At 71.5% G+C, this 17,128-nt stretch carries 17 protein-coding genes; 10 read left to right on the forward strand and 7 right to left on the reverse strand.

Annotated elements, in window-relative coordinates:
* Nucleotides 1–8: 8 nt before the first annotated feature.
* The 3 genes from OO68_RS09180 to OO68_RS09185 form a co-directional block, all read right to left on the reverse strand.
* Nucleotides 9–2,390: a Tex family protein gene (locus tag OO68_RS09180; RefSeq protein WP_033307711.1), complete on the reverse strand. Its 2,382-nt coding sequence runs from the start codon at nucleotides 2,388–2,390 to the stop codon at nucleotides 9–11.
* A 99-nt stretch (nucleotides 2,391–2,489) separates the two neighbouring features.
* Nucleotides 2,490–2,621, reverse strand: a complete 132-nt coding sequence (locus OO68_RS48265; protein WP_252100478.1) for an LPFR motif small protein — start codon at nucleotides 2,619–2,621, stop codon at nucleotides 2,490–2,492.
* A 66-nt stretch (nucleotides 2,622–2,687) separates the two neighbouring features.
* Nucleotides 2,688–3,563: an SCO6745 family protein gene (locus OO68_RS09185; protein WP_033307712.1), complete on the reverse strand. Its 876-nt coding sequence runs from the start codon at nucleotides 3,561–3,563 to the stop codon at nucleotides 2,688–2,690.
* Between the two features lie 114 nt (nucleotides 3,564–3,677).
* Here OO68_RS09185 and OO68_RS09190 point away from each other — a divergent pair, with 114 nt between their 5' ends.
* Nucleotides 3,678–4,637 (forward strand): GlxA family transcriptional regulator, encoded by a 960-nt coding sequence (locus OO68_RS09190; RefSeq protein ID WP_033307713.1) that lies wholly within the window; start codon nucleotides 3,678–3,680, stop codon nucleotides 4,635–4,637.
* Between the two features lie 31 nt (nucleotides 4,638–4,668).
* Nucleotides 4,669–5,304 (forward strand): DJ-1/PfpI family protein, encoded by a 636-nt coding sequence (locus tag OO68_RS09195; RefSeq protein ID WP_033307714.1) that lies wholly within the window; start codon nucleotides 4,669–4,671, stop codon nucleotides 5,302–5,304.
* On the opposite strand, the gene OO68_RS09200 is transcribed toward OO68_RS09195, so the two are convergent.
* Complete coding sequence (locus tag OO68_RS09200; RefSeq protein ID WP_033307715.1) at nucleotides 5,291–6,046, reverse strand: enoyl-CoA hydratase/isomerase family protein; 756 nt, start codon at nucleotides 6,044–6,046, stop codon at nucleotides 5,291–5,293. The two genes, OO68_RS09195 and OO68_RS09200, sit on opposite strands and share 14 nt — an antisense overlap.
* Nucleotides 6,047–6,264: 218 nt before the next feature.
* Between OO68_RS09200 and OO68_RS09205 the strand changes: the two genes are divergently transcribed.
* The gene (locus OO68_RS09205) at nucleotides 6,265–6,771 is read left to right on the forward strand and encodes an ATP-binding protein (protein WP_033307716.1); all 507 of its coding nucleotides are present in this window, start codon (nucleotides 6,265–6,267) and stop codon (nucleotides 6,769–6,771) included.
* A 24-nt stretch (nucleotides 6,772–6,795) separates the two neighbouring features.
* On the opposite strand, the gene idi is transcribed toward OO68_RS09205, so the two are convergent.
* The 3 genes from idi to galE all read right to left on the reverse strand — a co-directional run bounded on the left by idi (nucleotide 6,796) and on the right by galE (nucleotide 9,740).
* Nucleotides 6,796–7,389 carry an isopentenyl-diphosphate Delta-isomerase gene (gene idi / locus OO68_RS09210; RefSeq protein WP_033307717.1) on the reverse strand — a complete coding sequence of 198 codons (594 nt, stop codon included), beginning with the start codon at nucleotides 7,387–7,389 and terminating at the stop codon, nucleotides 6,796–6,798.
* A gap of 293 nt (nucleotides 7,390–7,682) precedes the next feature.
* Entirely contained in the window at nucleotides 7,683–8,621 is a 939-nt protein-coding gene (locus OO68_RS09215; protein ID WP_033307718.1) for a cation diffusion facilitator family transporter, read from the reverse strand.
* A 147-nt stretch (nucleotides 8,622–8,768) separates the two neighbouring features.
* Nucleotides 8,769–9,740 (reverse strand): UDP-glucose 4-epimerase GalE, encoded by a 972-nt coding sequence (galE, locus tag OO68_RS09220; protein ID WP_033307719.1) that lies wholly within the window; start codon nucleotides 9,738–9,740, stop codon nucleotides 8,769–8,771.
* 277 nt (nucleotides 9,741–10,017) lie between these two features.
* On the opposite strand from galE, the gene OO68_RS09225 reads away from it, so the two are divergent.
* From OO68_RS09225 to OO68_RS09255, 7 genes are all read left to right on the forward strand, one after another.
* Nucleotides 10,018–11,826 (forward strand): DUF5941 domain-containing protein, encoded by a 1,809-nt coding sequence (locus OO68_RS09225; protein ID WP_033307720.1) that lies wholly within the window; start codon nucleotides 10,018–10,020, stop codon nucleotides 11,824–11,826.
* Nucleotides 11,823–12,575 carry a phosphocholine cytidylyltransferase family protein gene (locus OO68_RS09230; RefSeq protein WP_033307721.1) on the forward strand — a complete coding sequence of 251 codons (753 nt, stop codon included), beginning with the start codon at nucleotides 11,823–11,825 and terminating at the stop codon, nucleotides 12,573–12,575. The genes OO68_RS09225 and OO68_RS09230 overlap by 4 nt, the downstream gene beginning before the upstream one ends.
* The gene (locus tag OO68_RS09235) at nucleotides 12,563–13,624 is read left to right on the forward strand and encodes an iron-containing alcohol dehydrogenase family protein (protein WP_033307722.1); all 1,062 of its coding nucleotides are present in this window, start codon (nucleotides 12,563–12,565) and stop codon (nucleotides 13,622–13,624) included. The genes OO68_RS09230 and OO68_RS09235 overlap by 13 nt, the downstream gene beginning before the upstream one ends.
* Nucleotides 13,602–14,381, forward strand: coding sequence for a CDP-alcohol phosphatidyltransferase family protein (locus OO68_RS09240; RefSeq protein ID WP_078625246.1), 780 nt, complete (start codon nucleotides 13,602–13,604; stop codon nucleotides 14,379–14,381). Before OO68_RS09235 ends, OO68_RS09240 begins: the two co-directional genes overlap by 23 nt.
* Before the next feature lie 5 nt (nucleotides 14,382–14,386).
* Complete coding sequence (locus tag OO68_RS09245) at nucleotides 14,387–15,259, forward strand: glycosyltransferase family 2 protein (protein ID WP_033307724.1); 873 nt, start codon at nucleotides 14,387–14,389, stop codon at nucleotides 15,257–15,259.
* A 106-nt stretch (nucleotides 15,260–15,365) separates the two neighbouring features.
* Nucleotides 15,366–16,295 carry an ABC transporter permease gene (locus OO68_RS09250; protein WP_033307725.1) on the forward strand — a complete coding sequence of 310 codons (930 nt, stop codon included), beginning with the start codon at nucleotides 15,366–15,368 and terminating at the stop codon, nucleotides 16,293–16,295.
* Nucleotides 16,288–17,067 carry an ABC transporter ATP-binding protein gene (locus OO68_RS09255; RefSeq protein WP_033307726.1) on the forward strand — a complete coding sequence of 260 codons (780 nt, stop codon included), beginning with the start codon at nucleotides 16,288–16,290 and terminating at the stop codon, nucleotides 17,065–17,067. The genes OO68_RS09250 and OO68_RS09255 overlap by 8 nt, the downstream gene beginning before the upstream one ends.
* The last annotated feature ends 61 nt before the right edge of the window (nucleotides 17,068–17,128 follow it).

Genomic DNA, 17,128 nt, shown 5'->3' on the forward strand with positions numbered 1-17,128 from the left:
CGGACCAGTCAGCGCTTACCGCCCTTAGGGTCCAACCCCGCCCGGCGCAGCGCGTCGGCCATCGCGCTGTTGGCAGGCGGCGGCGCTTGACGCGAACCGCCACCACCGCCACGGCCACCACGCCCACCCTGCCGCTGCTGCGGTGGCCGCCCACCCCGCTGCCGGCGCTCACCGGAGCCGCCCTGCTGGTCCGCCTCGTCCTCGAGGCGCAGCGTCAGCGAGATCCGCTTGCGCGGGATGTCGACGTCGAGCACCTTCACCTTCACGATGTCCCCGGGCTTCACCACGTCCCGCGGGTCCTTGACGAACGTCTTCGACATGGCGGAGACATGCACCAGACCGTCCTGGTGGACACCGACGTCGACGAACGCCCCGAACGCGGCGACGTTCGTCACGACGCCCTCCAGGATCATCCCGGACGACAGGTCCGAGATCTTCTCCACGCCCTCCTTGAAGACGGCCGTCTTGAAGGCCGGGCGCGGGTCGCGGCCGGGCTTCTCCAGCTCCTTCAGGATGTCGGTGACCGTCGGCAGACCGAACGTCTCGTCCACGAAGTCCTGCGGCCTCAGCGAGCGCAGCACCCCGGTGTTGCCCACGAGCGAGGCGACCTCCTGCCCGGTGGTCTTCACCATGCGCCGGACCACCGGGTACGCCTCGGGGTGCACGCTCGACGCGTCCAGCGGGTCGTCGCCGCCGCGGATCCGCAGGAAGCCCGCGCACTGCTCATACGCCTTCGGGCCGAGCCGCGCGACCTTCTTCAGCTCACCGCGGGCCTTGAAGGGCCCGTTCTGGTCGCGGTGCGCCACGATGTTCTCGGCGAGGCCGGAGGTGATGCCGGAGACCCGGGCGAGCAGCGGGGCCGACGCCGTGTTGACGTCCACGCCCACGCCGTTCACACAGTCCTCCACCACCGCGTCCAGCGAACGCGACAGCTTCACCTCGGACAGGTCGTGCTGGTACTGGCCGACGCCGATCGACTTCGGGTCGATCTTCACCAGCTCGGCCAGCGGGTCCTGGAGACGGCGGGCGATCGACACGGCACCGCGCAGCGACACGTCCATGTCCGGCAGCTCCTGCGAGGCGAAGGCGGAGGCCGAGTACACGGAAGCGCCGGCCTCGGACACCATCACCTTCGTGAGCTTCAGCTCCGGGTGCTTGGTGATCAGCTCGCCGGCGAGCTTGTCGGTCTCGCGCGACGCCGTGCCGTTGCCGATGGCGACCAGCTCGACCGCGTGCTCTTTCGCGAGCCGGGCCAGCTTGGCGATGGCCTCGTCCCAGCGGTTGGCCGGGACGTGCGGGTGGATGACGTCCGTGGCGACGACCTTGCCGGTCGCGTCGACCACGGCGACCTTCACACCCGTACGGAAGCCGGGGTCGAGGCCCAGGGTCGCGCGTGTGCCCGCCGGGGCGGCGAGCAGCAGGTCGCGCAGGTTCGCGGCGAAGACCCGCACCGCCTCGTCCTCGGCGGCCGTGCGCAGCCGCAGCCTGATGTCGATGCCGAGGTGGACGAGGATGCGGGTGCGCCACGCCCAGCGGACCGTGTCCTTCAGCCACTTGTCGCCCGGGCGGCCCCGGTCGGCGATCCCGAACCTGTGGGCGACGATCCCCTCGTACGAGGAGGGGCCGTCCGTCTGCTCCTCGGGTTCCAGGACGAGGTCGAGGACCTCCTCCTTCTCCCCGCGCAGCATCGCGAGCACGCGGTGCGAAGGGAGTTCGGTGAAGGGCTCGGCGAAGTCGAAGTAGTCTGCGAACTTCGCGCCCGCCTCCTCCTTGCCCTCCCGCACCTTGGCGGACAGCCGCCCGCGCACCCACATGCGCTCGCGCAGTTCACCGATCAGGTCGGCGTCCTCCGAGAACCGCTCGGTGAGGATCGCCCGGGCGCCGTCGAGGGCGGCCTGCGGATCAGCCACGCCCTTGTCCGCGTCGACGAACGCGGCGGCCGCTGCGAGGGGCTCGACACCCGGGTCGGCGAGCAGGCCCTCCGCCAGCGGTTCGAGACCGGCCTCCCGGGCGATCTGCGCCTTGGTGCGCCGCTTGGGCTTGTACGGCAGGTAGATGTCCTCCAGGCGCGCCTTCGTCTCGGCGCCCCGGATATTCGCCTCCAGCTCGTCGGTGAGCTTGCCCTGCTCGCGCACCGATTCCAGGATGGCCGTCCGCCGCTCCTCCAGCTCCCGCAGATAGCGCAGCCGCTCCTCGACGGTGCGCAGCTGCGCACCGTCGAGCATCTCGGTCGCTTCCTTGCGGTAGCGAGCGATGAAGGGCACCGTAGAACCGCCGTCGAGCAGTTCCACGGCGGCCCTGACCTGCCGCTCCCGTACGCCGAGCTCCTCGGCGATCCTGCCTTCGATGGTCACTGCGTTGATGGACCCGATGGACCCGGGTGTCGTCACGATCCCGTACCGCCTTCTCCGCTGAGGTTGCGCGGCAATTGTGGCAGGTGACACGGACACCCGGGGATCAGGGCGACACCCGGCAGGTCGGGATCCCGGTCAGGCCCTGCGGCTGCGGGTGGAGGACGAGGCTCCACCGAAGAGCCGGGCAAGAGCCCGGAAGGGCAGCGTGACGACGGTGGCGATGGCCCCGCCGATCTGGCGCAGCACGTCTGCGATAGCACGGAACACGGAAATCCCCTTTCTCACTCCCGGCCGCGCCGGCCGGTGGAGAGCGGGTACCTCATCGGTGCGTCACTATGCGTCACCCTTTCCGATCAGGTCCGCGGGGAACGCCCCGGCCACGAGCGCCGCGTGCGCGAACACCCCGCCCAGCTCGGTCAGCCGGGCCACGCCCTGCGGACCGAGGTGCTCGTACGGGGCGCGGTCCAGACGGTCCGTCTCCTGCTCGATGTCCCGCCGCAGTGCGACGCCCTGCTCGGTGAGGTCGCCGGACGCCGCCAGCAGCCCCCGTCCGCACAGCCGTTCCGCCGCCGCGTCCCACTCCTCCCGGCTCCAGCCCCGGGTGGCGCACACCCACTTGGGGTTCATGCCCTTGCCCGTCGCGGTGTGGGTCACCAGCGCCTCCAGCCCGTCCAGCCCCGCGGACATCAGGGCGGCCAGGTGCCCGTCGCCCCGGTGCTCGCGCAGCAGGGTCGCCGCGTGCCAGTAGGCGAGGTGCGGCTCCTCGGGGACCGGCAGATCGGCGTGGGCGGCGTACAGCGGGCGCGCCTCGCGCGAGCAGGCCTCGGCGGCGCGCAGCGCGAGCCGCGCGGCCTCGGCCATCTCCGCCGATGCCAGGGCCTCCCCGCCGAGCAGCCGGCGCAGCGTCGCGTCGACCGCACGCGCGCGGGCCGCCAGGACCTGCGCGGGGGCGGCCGTCTCCCACACCGCCGGCACGTGCCGGGCCACGAGTTCGTACTTGTAGTTGTAGAAGGCCGCCGTGACGGCCCCGGGCCCGACCGGTCCGAGGGCGGCGGCCCGCACGGCGAAGTTCACGGCACGCGGGTCGGTGACCCCGACGGCGCCCAGCTCCCGCCCGAGGTCGGGCGAGAAGTAGTGGGTCGCGTGCAGGGAGTTGAGCATGTTGTGGCAGCGTCGGCCGGCGCGCGGCTCCAGGGCGGCAGTCGTCATGCCCGGCAGGTTACCAACCGCTTGGTATGTGCTCCGTGGCCCGGCTCCTCCTGGCAGGAAAGGTGGGGTACTCGTCCTTGCCGCCATCCTCGGCTTCCGCGAAGAATCGACGGCATGGTCCAGCGCACGGTTCTCGCCGTCCTCTTCGACGGCCTGCAGAGTCTCGATGTCACCGGGCCCGTGGAGGTCTTCGCGGGGGCGGAGCTGCTCTCCCCGGGCGCGTACCGGATCCGCACGGCATCCCTGGACGGGACGCCCGTGCGGACCACCAGCGGCCTGACCCTCGTCCCCGACGAGTCCCTGACCACCGCGGCGGACCCGGACATCCTCCTCGTCCCCGGCGGAACGGGCAGCCTGCGGCCCGACCCGCGTCTGGTGACCTGGGTGCGCGAACGGGGCCCGCGCGCCGGCCGCCTGGTCTCCGTGTGCACCGGCGCGGCCGTGCTGGCCGCCGCGGGCCTGCTGGACGGCCGTCGCGCCACGACCCACTGGGCCTACTGCGACCGGCTCGCCCGTGAGCACCCGGCCGTCGAGATCGACCCCGACCCCGTCTTCGTGCGCGACGGGCACATCGCCACCTCGGCCGGTGTCACCGCCGGCATCGACCTCGCGCTCGCCCTGGTCGAGGAGGACCTCGGCCGGGACGCCGCCCTCACCATCGCCCGTCACCTGGTGGTCTTCTTGCGCAGGCCCGGCAACCAAGCCCAGTTCAGCGCCCAGCTGGCCGCCCAGACCGCACAGCGCGAGCCCCTGCGGGACGTCCAGCGGTGGATCACCGACCACCCGGACGCGGACCTCTGCGTCGACACCCTAGCCGCCCGCGCCCGCCTCTCGCCCCGCCACTTCGCCCGCGCCTTCCGCGCCGAGACCGGCATGACCCCGGGCCGTTACGTGGACCGGGTCCGCCTGGAACACGCCAGGCGCCTCCTGGAGGACACCGCCCACGGCGTCGAGGAGATCGCCCGCACCAGCGGCTACGGCACGCCCGAGGCCATGCGCCGGGCCTTCGTCAGGACCCTGGGGACGCCCCCGGCCGAGTACCGCCGCCGCTTCCGCCCCGCCACCACAGCCTGAACGCATCGACTCAGCCGACCGAAGGGACCCCATGCAGATCGCCATCGTCCTCTACGACCGCTTCACCGCCCTCGACGCCGTCGGACCCTACGAGACCCTCGGCCGGGTGCCCGGAGCGGAGACCGTCTTCGTCGCCGAGCAGGCCGGCCCCGTACGGAACGACTCCGGAAACCTCGCGCTCACCGCCGACCGGGCCCTGGCCGACGTACCCCACCCCGACATCATCGTGGTCCCCGGCGGCCCGGGCCCCCTCCCGCTGGCGGCCGACGGACCCCTGCTCACCTGGCTGCGCACGGCCGACGCGACGAGCACCTGGACGACGTCCGTGTGCACCGGCTCCCTGCTGCTCGCCGCCGCCGGACTCCTCAAGGGCCGCCGGGCGACGTCCCACTGGCTGGCCCTGGAGGAGCTGGAGCGCCACGGCGCCGAGCCGACGGGCGAGCGGGTCGTCACCGACGGCAAGTACGTCACCGCCGCAGGCGTCTCCTCCGGCATCGACATGGGCCTGATGCTCCTCGGCCGGATCGCCGGCGACGACCACGCCCAGATCGTCCAGCTCGCCACCGAGTACGACCCGCAGCCGCCCTACGACGCCGGATCGCCCGAGAAGGCCCCCGCGCACATCGTCGAACTGCTCCGGTCGCACCTCGATCTCACCCTGACGTAGGCACACTCCAGCCGAACCGCGGCTGCCTGCGCTCCAGGAACGCGGCGACGCCCTCGGCGGTGTCGCCGCTCGCGCGCGCCTGCCCGGCCCAGTGCGCGTCCCGGTCCGTACGCCCGTCCGCGAACTCCTTGGCCGCCGCCTGTGTGAGCTGTGAACGCGACACCAGGGCCCGGGTGAACTCGGCGACCCGCTTGCCGAGTTCACCCTCGGGCAGCACCTCGTCGACGAGCCCGCTGCGCAGCGCACGCTCCGCCGCGATCAGCTCACCGGAGAACAGCAGGTACTTGGCGGTGGCCGGCCCCACCAGGGACACCAGCCGCCGGGTCGAGGAGGCCGGGTAGACGATGCCGAGCTTCGCGGGCGTCACCCCGAACAGCGCCCCCTCCTCGGCGAACCGCAGATCACAGGCCGCCGCCAGCTGCGACCCGCCCCCCACGCAGTGACCCCGGATCGCGGCCAGTGTCGGCTTCGGGAACGCGGCCAGCGCCTCCTCGGCCCGCACGGCCAGCCCCTGCGCCTCCTCCGGCGAGCCCCGCAGCGTCGAGATGTCGGCCCCGGCGCAGAACGTGCCGCCCTCGCCGGTCAGCACCAGCGCCCGTACGCCCGGATCCCCGGCGAGCTCCTCCAGCAGGACGGGAAGGGAGCGCCACATCGCGGCCGTCATGGCGTTGCGCTTCTCGGGATGGCGTATGACGACCGTCGCGACCGAGTCGGTCACGCGGTGCTCCAGCTGCGGCTCCATGCGCCGGATGCTATCCGGAGGCCAAACCCGTACAACCCGAATAGTTCGCCGAGACGGCACAACAGGGACAGGACCAGTCCCACAACTGACCGTGTCATACGCCAACGGTCAGAAGTGCTCGATAGTTGCTGACTTCTGTTCAGTCCCGGGGTCCGAGGCGCATCGTTACCAACACTCGGGGTGTGGCGACAATCGAGCGCGAGGGTGGCGACCGGACGATGGACGACGACGGGCGTGGGTTCGGTCCGCGCCCAGAGGGCGGCGCGGCGCCCCTCGGTCCCGGGCCCGCGGATCCGCTGCCGTACGAAGGGGTCTGGCGGTTCACCGCACCGGCGGTCGAGGCCTCGGTCCCCCAGGCGAGGCACGCCGTGCGGGACCTGCTGCTGCGTCAGGGCGTACCGGTCTCGGACGACCTGGCCCAGGGACTGCTGCTGATCGTCTCGGAGCTGGTGACCAACGCCGTGAAACACGCTGCGGTGCTGTCACCGACGATCGCCGTCGAGCTGGCCGTCGGCGCCGAGTGGCTGCGGGTGTCCGTGGAGGACAACCACCCGTACCGGCCCACGGCCCTGGAGACCGACCACGGCCGGACCGGGGGGCGCGGACTGCTCCTGGTGCGCGAGGTCACCCGGGAGGCGGGCGGCGTGTGCGAGGTCGAGTACACCGCGAGCGGCGGCAAGGTGATCTGGGCCGCCCTGCCGCTCAAACCCACGCGCTTCGCCTGAGCCCCCGTTCCGCGGGGGCCAGGGTCACCAGCCGGCCGACGGGCCCGTCAGCTCCCTGATCGCCGGCCGGGCCGCGTCCAGGACGGTCATGAACCAGGACGAGAAGGTGTCCTTGGCGTGCCGTTCCGCCAGCTCCGGCGGGGTCACGAACACCGTCGACGCCACCTCCTCGGCGTCCGGCCGCACCACGGCCTGCACCATGCCGACGAAGAGGTGGTTGTACTCCTGCTCCACCAGACCGGACTCCGGGTCCGGGTGGTTGTAGCGGACCGTGCCCGCCTCGGCCAGCAGGGACGGGGAGGCGCCGAGCTCCTCGAAGGTGCGCCGCGCAGCCGCCGCGAAGGGCGCCTCACCGGGGTAGGGGTGGCCGCAGCAGGTGTTGGACCACACACCGGGGGAGTGGTACTTGCCCAGCGCGCGCTGCTGGAGCAGCAGCCGGCCGTACTCGTCGAAGAGGAACACCGAGAACGCGCGGTGCAGCCGGCCGGGCGGCTGGTGGGCGGCGAGCTTCTCCGCGGTGCCGATCGTCACGCCGTCCTCGTCGACCAGTTCCAGCAAAATCGCGTCTGCGGTGCCGTTCGACGGGCTGTGCGTCGCGGTGGCAGGTGTGATCGGCATACCCATCCTTCACATCGGTCTTCGCGCCCCAAGTCTGCCGTACGAATCCGGCACTCCCGGCACTTCGCGGCACGCCCGCATGTCCCGCGCGAAGGCGCGGACCGCGGCCGGCACCGGTCCGAGACCGGGAAAGGGACCCGGTAGAAGATCGTGCCCGGCCACGCAGGCGGAAAATCGTCCATGCCGGAGCTGTGGGGCTCAGGACGCGGGCGCACGGCGGAAGGTTGCGTTCCCAGGCGCACTCGCGGCGGAGTGCGCCCCGCCTGCCTCACATGCCTCGTGCGTCACCGCGGTCAGTGGCAGAGCCGTGCCTCGTGTTCGGCGTGCCCGCTCGGCTCCAGCTGGAAGGTGCAGTGCTCCACGTCGAAGTGGTCACCGAGGCACCCCTGGAGCTCGTGCAGCATCTTCTCGTGGCCGATCGCGTTCAGGGCCTCCGGGCTGACGACCACGTGCGCCGACAGCACCGGCATGCCCGAGGTGATCGTCCAGGCGTGCAGGTCGTGGACGTCCTCCACACCGTCCGTGGCGAGTATGTGCGAGCGCACCTCCGCCATGTCGACGCCCTTGGGGGCCGTCTCCAGCAGCACGGAGAGCGTCTCGCGCAGCAGCTTCCACGTCCGGGGCGCGATCATCAGCGCGATGACGAGCGAGGCGATCGGGTCGGCCGCCTGCCAGCCCGTGAGCATGATCACCACGGACGAGACGATCACCGTCACCGAACCGAGGGCGTCGGCCGCGACCTCCAGGAACGCGCCGCGCACGTTCAGACTCTCCTTCTGGCCGCGCATCAGCAGCGCCAGCGACACCAGGTTCGCGACCAGACCGATCGCACCGAACAGCAGGGCCAGCCGGCCCTCGGTCTCCGCGGGGGTGATGAAGCGCTGGACCGACTCGTACACGACGTACCCGCCGGCCCCGAGCAGTAGCAGGCAGTTGGCCAGGGCGGCGAGGATCTCGGCGCGGGCGTAGCCGAAGGTGGCCCGGTCGCTGGGCGGCCGGTTCGCGAAGTGGATCGCGAGCAGGGCCATGCCGAGGCCCAGGGCGTCCGTCGCCATGTGCGCGGAGTCCGCGACGAGCGCGAGCGAGTCGGCGAGGGCGCCGCCGACGATCTGCACCACGACGATGCCGAGCGTGATCGCCAGCGCCATGCGCAGCCTGCCGCGGTACGCCGAGGTCGCCGTACCGCCGGCCGCCGCGCCGTGCGCGTGCCCGTGATCGTGCCCAGCCCCCATGAGAAGTCAGCTCCCTGTGTTCGCCTGATCGTGCTCGGGGGGCCCAGTGAACTACGGGGAGGGGGTATGCGCAACGCGGCACTGAACACCGTTGTCATGTGCCCTGACCTGCGGAAACGATGTGCAGGTCAGGGCACCCTCAGCGGATCAGGAGCCGTGGTGCAGCAGCCAGCCCCGCCAGGCCGACTCGGTCATCTCGCGTACCGAGCGCCGGGCCGTCCAGCCGAGCTCCTCGGCGGCCCGGGAGGCCGAGGCCACCGCCCGGGGGGCGTCGCCGGGGCGGCGGCCCTCGACGAGCGGCGGCCGGCGGTCGCCGGTGACCTCGCCGATGACCGTGACGAGTTCGCGGACCGAGACGCCCTCGCCCCGGCCGATGTTGACCGTCAGGTCACCCGCGCCGCCGCCGGCGGCCAGCCGCCGGGCCGCCGCCAGGTGGGCCTCGGCCAGGTCGGCGACGTGGATGTAGTCACGGATGCACGTGCCGTCCGGGGTCGGGTAGTCGTCGCCGAAGATCCTGGGCGCCTCGTCCCGGGTCAGCCGGTCGAAGACCATCGGGACGATGTTGAACACGCCCGTGTCCGCCAGTTCCGGCGCGGCGGCGCCCGCCACGTTGAAATAGCGCAGACATACGGTGGAGATCCCGTGCGCCCGCCCCGCCGCCCGCACCAGCCACTCCCCGGCGAGCTTGGTCTCGCCGTAGGGGTTCACCGGTGCGCAGGGCGTGTCCTCCGTGATGAGGTCCACACCCGGATCGCCGTACACCGCCGCCGACGACGAGAACACGAACCGCTCGATTCCCGCCCCGGCCACCGCGTCCAGCAGGGTCGCGAGGCCGCCGACGTTCTCCCGGTAGTAGCGCGTCGGCTGGGCCACCGACTCGGCGACCTGCTTGCGCGCCGCGAGATGCACCACACCCGTCACACCGTGCTCGGCGAAGACCCGCTTCAGCAGCTCCCCGTCCAGCGAGGAGCCCCGCACGAGCGGGACCTCGGCGGGGAGCCGTGCGGGCACCCCGGCCGAGAGGTCGTCCAGCGCGAGGACGCGCTCCCCGGCCTCGGCCATGGCCCTGGCCACATGTGCTCCGATATAGCCGGCACCGCCGGTGATCAGCCACGTCATGGTCGCCCACCCTATGCGGCTACGGCGGCTGCCCCCGCAATGTCCCCGATGTCCGCTTAGGCCGCGCGGTTTGTGAGGCGGGCCCCGGATCCACGATGATGATCGCGGCACAGGCTTGTGCGAACCACGTCGATCCAGCCGCCGAACGGGCGGTGAACGTGGCCGTCCCGGCATCCGATAGCCTCTGCCGACATGCCGCCCGGGACCCACCGGAGAGGGCGCCCCCACCATGTACATCACCGGCGTGGACGCGTCGGTACCCAGGGAGTGAATTCGGTTGTCGACCGCCATCCTCACCGGCCAGCCGGTCCCCGGATCGTCGATCGAGGCCGACCTGCGGTCCCTCGGGTTCGACCTCCGGATCGCGACCGACGCCGCCGAGGCCGAGACCCTCCTCGCCGAGGTGCCGGGCGACGAACGGGTCGCCCTGGTCGACGCCCGCTTCGTGGGGCACGTGCACGCGCTGCGCCTCGGCCTCACCGACCCCCGCTTCCCGCTCGCCGCGATCCCCGGCGCCGTCACCGCCCAGCCCGCCGGCCGCCAGGCCCTGACCCGGGCCATGGCCCGCGAGAACTCCGCGGGCGGCGGCACCACGCTGGTCGGCAGCAGCCTCGCCGACCGCATCCTCACCGCCCTGGACGCCGACGGCACCGCCGTGCACCGCCCCGAGCTGGGCAGTCTCGTCGCCGCCGTCCCGGCCGACCCGCAGGCCCGCAACGAGGCCCGGCAGGCGGTGACGGACGTCGACGACGAGGCCGTACGCCTGAAGTCGGCCGTGAAGGCCCGCGACGGCTTCTTCACCACCTACTGCATCAGTCCCTACTCCCGCTACATCGCCCGCTGGTGCGCCCGCCGCGGCCTGACCCCCAACCAGGTCACGACCGCCTCCCTGCTCACCGCCCTCATAGCGGCGGCCTGCGCGGCCACCGGCACCCGCGGCGGCTTCGTCGCGGCCGGCGTCCTGCTGATCGCGTCCTTCGTGCTGGACTGCACCGACGGCCAGCTCGCCCGCTACTCCCTGCAGTACTCCACGCTCGGCGCCTGGCTGGACGCCACCTTCGACCGGGCCAAGGAGTACGCCTACTACGCCGGCCTCGCGCTCGGAGCGGCCCGGGGCGGCGACGACGTGTGGGCCCTCGCCCTCGGCGCCATGGTCCTGCAGACCTGCCGGCATGTCGTGGACTTCTCCTTCAACGAGGCCAACCACGACGCGACCGCCAACACCAGCCCCACCGCCGCCCTCTCCGACAAGCTCGACAGCGTCGGCTGGACGGTCTGGGTGCGGCGGATGATCGTCCTGCCCATCGGCGAGCGCTGGGCGATGATCGCCGTGCTCACGGCCGCGACGACCCCGCGGATCACCTTCTACGTCCTGCTCATCGGCTGCGCCTTCGCCGCGACGTACACCACGGCGGGGCGGGTGCTGCGGTCGCTGACGCGGAAGGCACAGCGCACGGACCGCGCAGCGAAGGCGCTGGCGGACCTGACGGACTCCGGTCCCGTCGCGGAGCTGGTCTCCAGGCTCCGCAGCCCCCGGGGCAAGATCCTCCCGTACACGCCGGTCCTCGTTGCCGCGATCGGTGCCGCGCTCCTGCTGGTGAACACGGTTCTCCACGGAGCCGGGGGAGCGGTCATCACCGCCCCGTTCTACGTGGTGTTCGCTGGATGCGTACTCATGCAGCCGCTCAAGGGCCCCCTCGACTGGCTGGTCCCCCCGATCTTCCGCGCCGCCGAGTACGGCACCGTCCTCGTCCTGGCAGTCAAGGCCGACGTGGACGGAGCCCTTCCCGCGGCCTTCGGGCTGGTCGCCGCGGTCGCCTACCATCACTACGACACGGTCTACCGCATCCGCGGCGACGCCGGAGCGCCTCCCGCCTGGCTGGTGCGCTCCCTCGGAGGGCACGAAGGGCGGACGCTGCTCGTCACCGTCCTCGCCGCGCTGCTCACCGCCTCGCAGTTCACGACCGCGCTCACGGCACTGGCCGTGGCCGTGGCCCTGGTGGTGCTCGTCGAGAGCATCCGCTTCTGGGTCGGCGCCCACAAGGGCGGCGCACCCGCCGTACACGATGAAGGAGAAACCGCATGATCGGCCTCGTGCTCGCGGCCGGCGCCGGACGGCGTCTGCGCCCCTACACCGACAGCCTCCCCAAGGCGCTGGTGCCGGTGGGCCCCGCGGGCATAGAAGGCGAACCCACGGTGCTCGACCTGACCCTTGGCAACTTCGCCGAGATCGGTCTCACCGAGGTCGCGGTCATCGTCGGCTACCGCAAGGAAGCCGTGTACGCGCGCAAGGAGGCGCTGGAGGCCAAGTACGGCCTCAAGCTCACGCTCATCGACAACGACAAGGCCGAGGAGTGGAACAACGCCTACTCCCTGTGGTGCGGGCGTGACGCCCTCAAGGACGGGGTGATCCTCGCCAACGGCGACACCGTCCACCCGGTCTCCGTCGAGAAGACGCTGCTCGCCGCCCGCGGCGACGGCAAGAAGATCATCCTCGCCCTGGACACGGTCAAGGACCTGGCCGAAGAGGAGATGAAGGTCGTCGTCGACCCCGAGAAGGGCATGACGAAGATCACCAAGCTGATGGACCCCGCCGAGGCCACCGGCGAGTACATCGGCGTCACCCTGATCGAGGGCGACGCCGCCCCCGAACTGGCCGACGCGCTCAAGGCCGTGTGGGAGACCGACCCGCAGCAGTTCTACGAGCACGGTTACCAGGAGCTGGTCAACCGCGGCTTCCGCATCGACGTGGCGCCGATCGGTGACGTCAAGTGGGTGGAGATCGACAACCACGACGATCTCGCCCGGGGACGGGAGATCGCATGCCAGTACTGACCCGGCTGATCCCCTCGCCGCTCGTCGTCGACATCCGCCCGGGTGCCCTCGACGACCTGGCGTGCGTCCTGGCCGACGAGCGCATCTCGCACTCCGGCCGCCTCGCCGTCGCCGTCAGCGGCGGCTCCGGCGCCAGGCTGCGCGAGCGCATCGCGCCGAGCATGCCCGGCGCCACCTGGTACGAGGTCGGCGGCGGCACCCTCGACGACGCGGTCCGGCTGGCGAGCGACATAAAGGCCGGCCACTTCGACGCGGTCGTCGGCCTGGGCGGCGGCAAGATCATCGACTGCGCCAAGTTCGCCGCGGCACGCGTCGGCCTGCCCCTGGTCGCCGTGCCCACGAACCTCGCGCACGACGGCCTGTGCTCGCCGGTCGCCACCCTCGACAACGACGCGGGCCGCGGCTCCTACGGTGTGCCGAACCCCATCGCGGTCGTCATCGACCTGGACGTCATCCGCGAGGCCCCGGTGCGGTACGTGCGCGCGGGCATCGGTGACGCGATCTCCAACATCAACGCGATCGCCGACTGGGAACTGGCCAACCGCGTCAAGGACGAGAAGATCGACGGGCTCGCCGCCGCCATGGCCCGTCAGGCGGGCGAGGCGGTGCTCCGGCACCCGGGCGGGGTCGGCGACAACGACTTCCTCCAGGTGCTCGCCGAGGCGCTCGTCCTCACCGGCATCGCGATGTCGATCTCCGGCGACTCGCGGCCGGCCTCGGGGTCGTGCCACGAGATCAACCACGCCTTCGACCTGCTGTTCCCCAAGCGCGCCGCTTCCCACGGCGAGCAGTGCGGTCTCGGCGCGGCCTTCGCGATGTGGCTGCGCGGCGCGCACGACGAGTCGGCCTACATGGCCGAGGTCCTGCGCCGGCACGGCCTGCCCGTGCTGCCCGACGAGATCGGCTTCACGACGGACGAGTTCGTCAAGGCCGTCGAGTTCGCCCCGGAGACCCGTCCCGGCCGCTACACCATCCTCGAACACCTCGACCTGAACACCGAACAGATCAAGGACACATACGCCGACTATGTCAAGGCCATCGGTAGCTGAACTCCGCCCCGTCGTTCACCCCGCGGGGGTGAAGGACCGGCGCAGCGGTGAGCACTGGATGGGACGCCTCTACATGCGCGAGGTGTCCCTGCGGGTCGACCGTTACCTGGTCAACACCAGGGTCACGCCCAACCAGCTCACCTACCTGATGACCGTATTCGGTGTGCTCGCGGCCCCGGCACTGCTCGTGCCGGGGATCGCGGGCGCCGTCCTCGGCGTGGTGTGCGTCCAGATGTACCTGCTGCTGGACTGCGTCGACGGCGAGATCGCGCGCTGGAAGAAGCAGTACTCCCTCAACGGCGTCTACCTGGACCGGGTCGGCGCCTACCTCACCGACGCCGCGGTGCTCACCGGCTTCGGCCTGCGCGCCGCCGACCTGTGGGGCAGCGGCCGCATCGACTGGCTGTGGGCCTTCCTCGGCACCCTGGCCGCCCTCGGCGCCATCCTGATCAAGGCGGAGACCGACCTCGTCGGCGTCGCCCGGCACCAGGCCGGCAAGCCCCCCGTCAAGGAGGCCGCATCCGAGATGCGCTCCTCCGGCATGGCGCTGGCCCGCAAGGCCGCCGGCGCCCTGAAGTTCCACCGCCTCATCCTCGGCATCGAGGCGTCCCTGGTCATCCTCGTGCTGGCGATCGTCGACCAGGCCCGAGGGGACCTCTTCTTCTCGCGGCTCGGAGTGGCGGTCATGGCCGGCATCGCGCTGGTCCAGACCCTGCTGCACCTGGTGTCCATCCTCGCCTCCAGCAGGCTGAAGTGAGCGGCATGAAGGTCGGCGCCGTCATCATCACCATGGGCAACCGGCCCGAGGAGCTGCGCGCCCTGCTCGACTCCGTCGCCAAGCAGGACGGCGACCGGGTCGAGGTGGTCGTCGTCGGCAACGGCTCGCCCGTGCCGGACGTCCCCGAGGGCGTCCGCACCATCGAACTGCCCGAGAACCTGGGCATCCCCGGCGGCCGCAACGTCGGCATCGAGGCCTTCGGCCCGGCCGGCCGGGACGTCGACATCCTGCTCTTCCTGGACGACGACGGACTGCTCGCGGGCCACGACACGGCCGAGCTGTGCCGGAAGGCGTTCGAGGCCGACCCGAAGCTCGGCATCGTGAGTTTCCGCATAGCCGACCCCGAGACCGGCGTCACCCAGCGCCGGCACGTGCCCCGGCTGCGCGCCTCCGACCCGATGCGCTCCTCGCGCGTGACCACGTTCCTCGGCGGCGCCAACGCCGTCCGCACCCGGGTGTTCGCCGACGTCGGCGGCCTCCCGGACGCGTTCTTCTACGCCCACGAGGAAACCGACCTGGCCTGGCGGGCCCTCGACGCGGGCTGGATGATCGACTACCGGTCCGACATGGTGCTGTACCACCCGACGACCGCTCCCTCGCGGCACGCGGTCTACCACCGCATGGTCGCCCGCAACCGCGTCTGGCTGGCCCGCCGCAACCTCCCCGCGCCGCTCGTCCCGGTCTACCTCGGCGTGTGGCTGCTGCTCACCCTGCTGCGCCGTCCCTCCCGCAGCGCGCTGCGGGCCTGGTTCGGCGGGTTCCGCGAAGGCTGGACCACCTCGTGCGGGCCCCGCCGGCCCATGAAGTGGCGTACGGTGTGGCGGCTGACCCGGCTGGGCCGGCCCCCCGTCATCTGACAAGCTCGTACCGGCGATACCCGGGAGCCCCCGGGCCGTACCCTGGCCCCGGCTCATGCCAGACCCCGGCACAGGCCGAGCATCTCGAAGACGAAAGTTTCCACTAGTGAGTGAGACAACGCACGACGCCACGGTCGCGGTGAGCGCGCCCGCGGCGCCCGACGAGGGCCTCACGGCGAAAGAACTCGCCGCCAGGCACGGGCTGACCGTGAGCGGCGCCCGGCCGTCCCTCATCGAGTACGTCCGTCAGCTGTGGGACCGGCGGCACTTCATCCTCGCCTTCTCCCGCGCGAAGCTGACCGCCCAGTACAGCCAGGCCAAGCTCGGCCAGCTGTGGCAGGTGGCCACACCGCTGCTGAACGCGGCCGTGTACTTCTTCATCTTCGGCCTGCTGCTGGAGGCCGACCGGGGCATGTCCCGTGAGGTGTACATCCCGTTCCTGGTCACGGGCGTGTTCGTGTTCACCTTCACGCAGAGCTCCGTCATGGCGGGCGTACGCGCGATCTCCGGCAACCTCGGCCTGGTCCGGGCCCTGCACTTCCCGCGGGCCTCGCTGCCGGTCTCCTTCGCGCTCCAGCAGCTCCAGCAGCTGCTGTTCTCGATGATCGTGCTGTTCGCCGTCACGATCGGCTTCGGCCACTACCCGGACCTGTCCTGGCTGCTGATCGTGCCGGTGCTGGTCCTTCAGTTCTGCTTCAACACGGGCCTCGCGCTGATCATGGCCCGGGCGGGCGCCAAGACCCCGGACCTCGCGCAGCTGATGCCGTTCGTGATGCGGACCTGGATGTACGCCTCCGGCGTGATGTTCTCCATCCCGATCTTCCTGGCGGACAAGCCGGCCTGGATCGCAAACGTCCTGCAGTGGAACCCGGCCGCGATCTACATGGACCTGATGCGCTTCGCCCTCATCGACGACTACAGCGGCAAGTTCCTCCCCGACCACGTGTGGGCGGCCGCGGGCGCCTGGGCCGTGCTCTTCGCCCTGGGCGGCTTCGTGTACTTCTGGAAGGCGGAGGAGAGGTACGGCCGTGGCTGAGCAGCAGCAGGACGCGCGCATCCCCACCGTCATCGCGGACGACCTGCACATCGTCTACCGCGTCAACGGCGCCAAGACCGGCAAGGGCAGCGCCACCGCCGCCCTCAGCCGCATCATCAAGCGGGGCGAGGAGCGGGGCGTGCGCAAGGTGCACGCCGTGCGCGGCGTCTCCTTCGTGGCGTACCGCGGCGAGGCCATCGGCCTGATCGGCTCCAACGGCTCCGGCAAGTCGACCCTGCTGCGGGCCATCGCCGGTCTGCTGCCCGCCGAGCAGGGCAAGGTCTACACCGACGGCCAGCCCTCGCTGCTCGGTGTCAACGCGGCCCTGATGAACGACCTCACCGGCGAGCGGAACGTCATATTGGGCGGGCTCGCCATGGGCATGTCCCGTGAGGAGATCAAGGAGCGCTACCAGGACATCGTCGACTTCTCCGGCATCAACGAGAAGGGCGACTTCATCACCCTGCCCATGCGCACCTACTCATCGGGCATGGCGGCCCGGCTCCGCTTCTCCATCGCGGCGGCCAAGGACCACGACGTCCTGATGATCGACGAGGCCCTGGCCACCGGCGACCGGAAGTTCCAGAAGCGCTCCGAGGACCGCATCCGGGAGCTGCGCAAGGAAGCGGGCACGGTGTTTCTGGTCAGTCACAACAACAAGTCCATCCGCGACACCTGCAACCGCATACTGTGGCTGGAGCGCGGCGAGCTGCGCATGGACGGCCCCACCGACGAGGTGCTCAAGGAGTACGAGAAGTTCACGGGCAAGTAGCCCGTTTCGGCCAGGGCCCCGACGGAACTGCTCCGGCGGGGCCCCGCGTCTGCAAAGGAAA

The sequence above is a fragment of the Streptomyces iakyrus genome, from assembly GCF_000717055.1.
GTDB lineage: Bacteria > Actinomycetota > Actinomycetes > Streptomycetales > Streptomycetaceae > Streptomyces > Streptomyces iakyrus.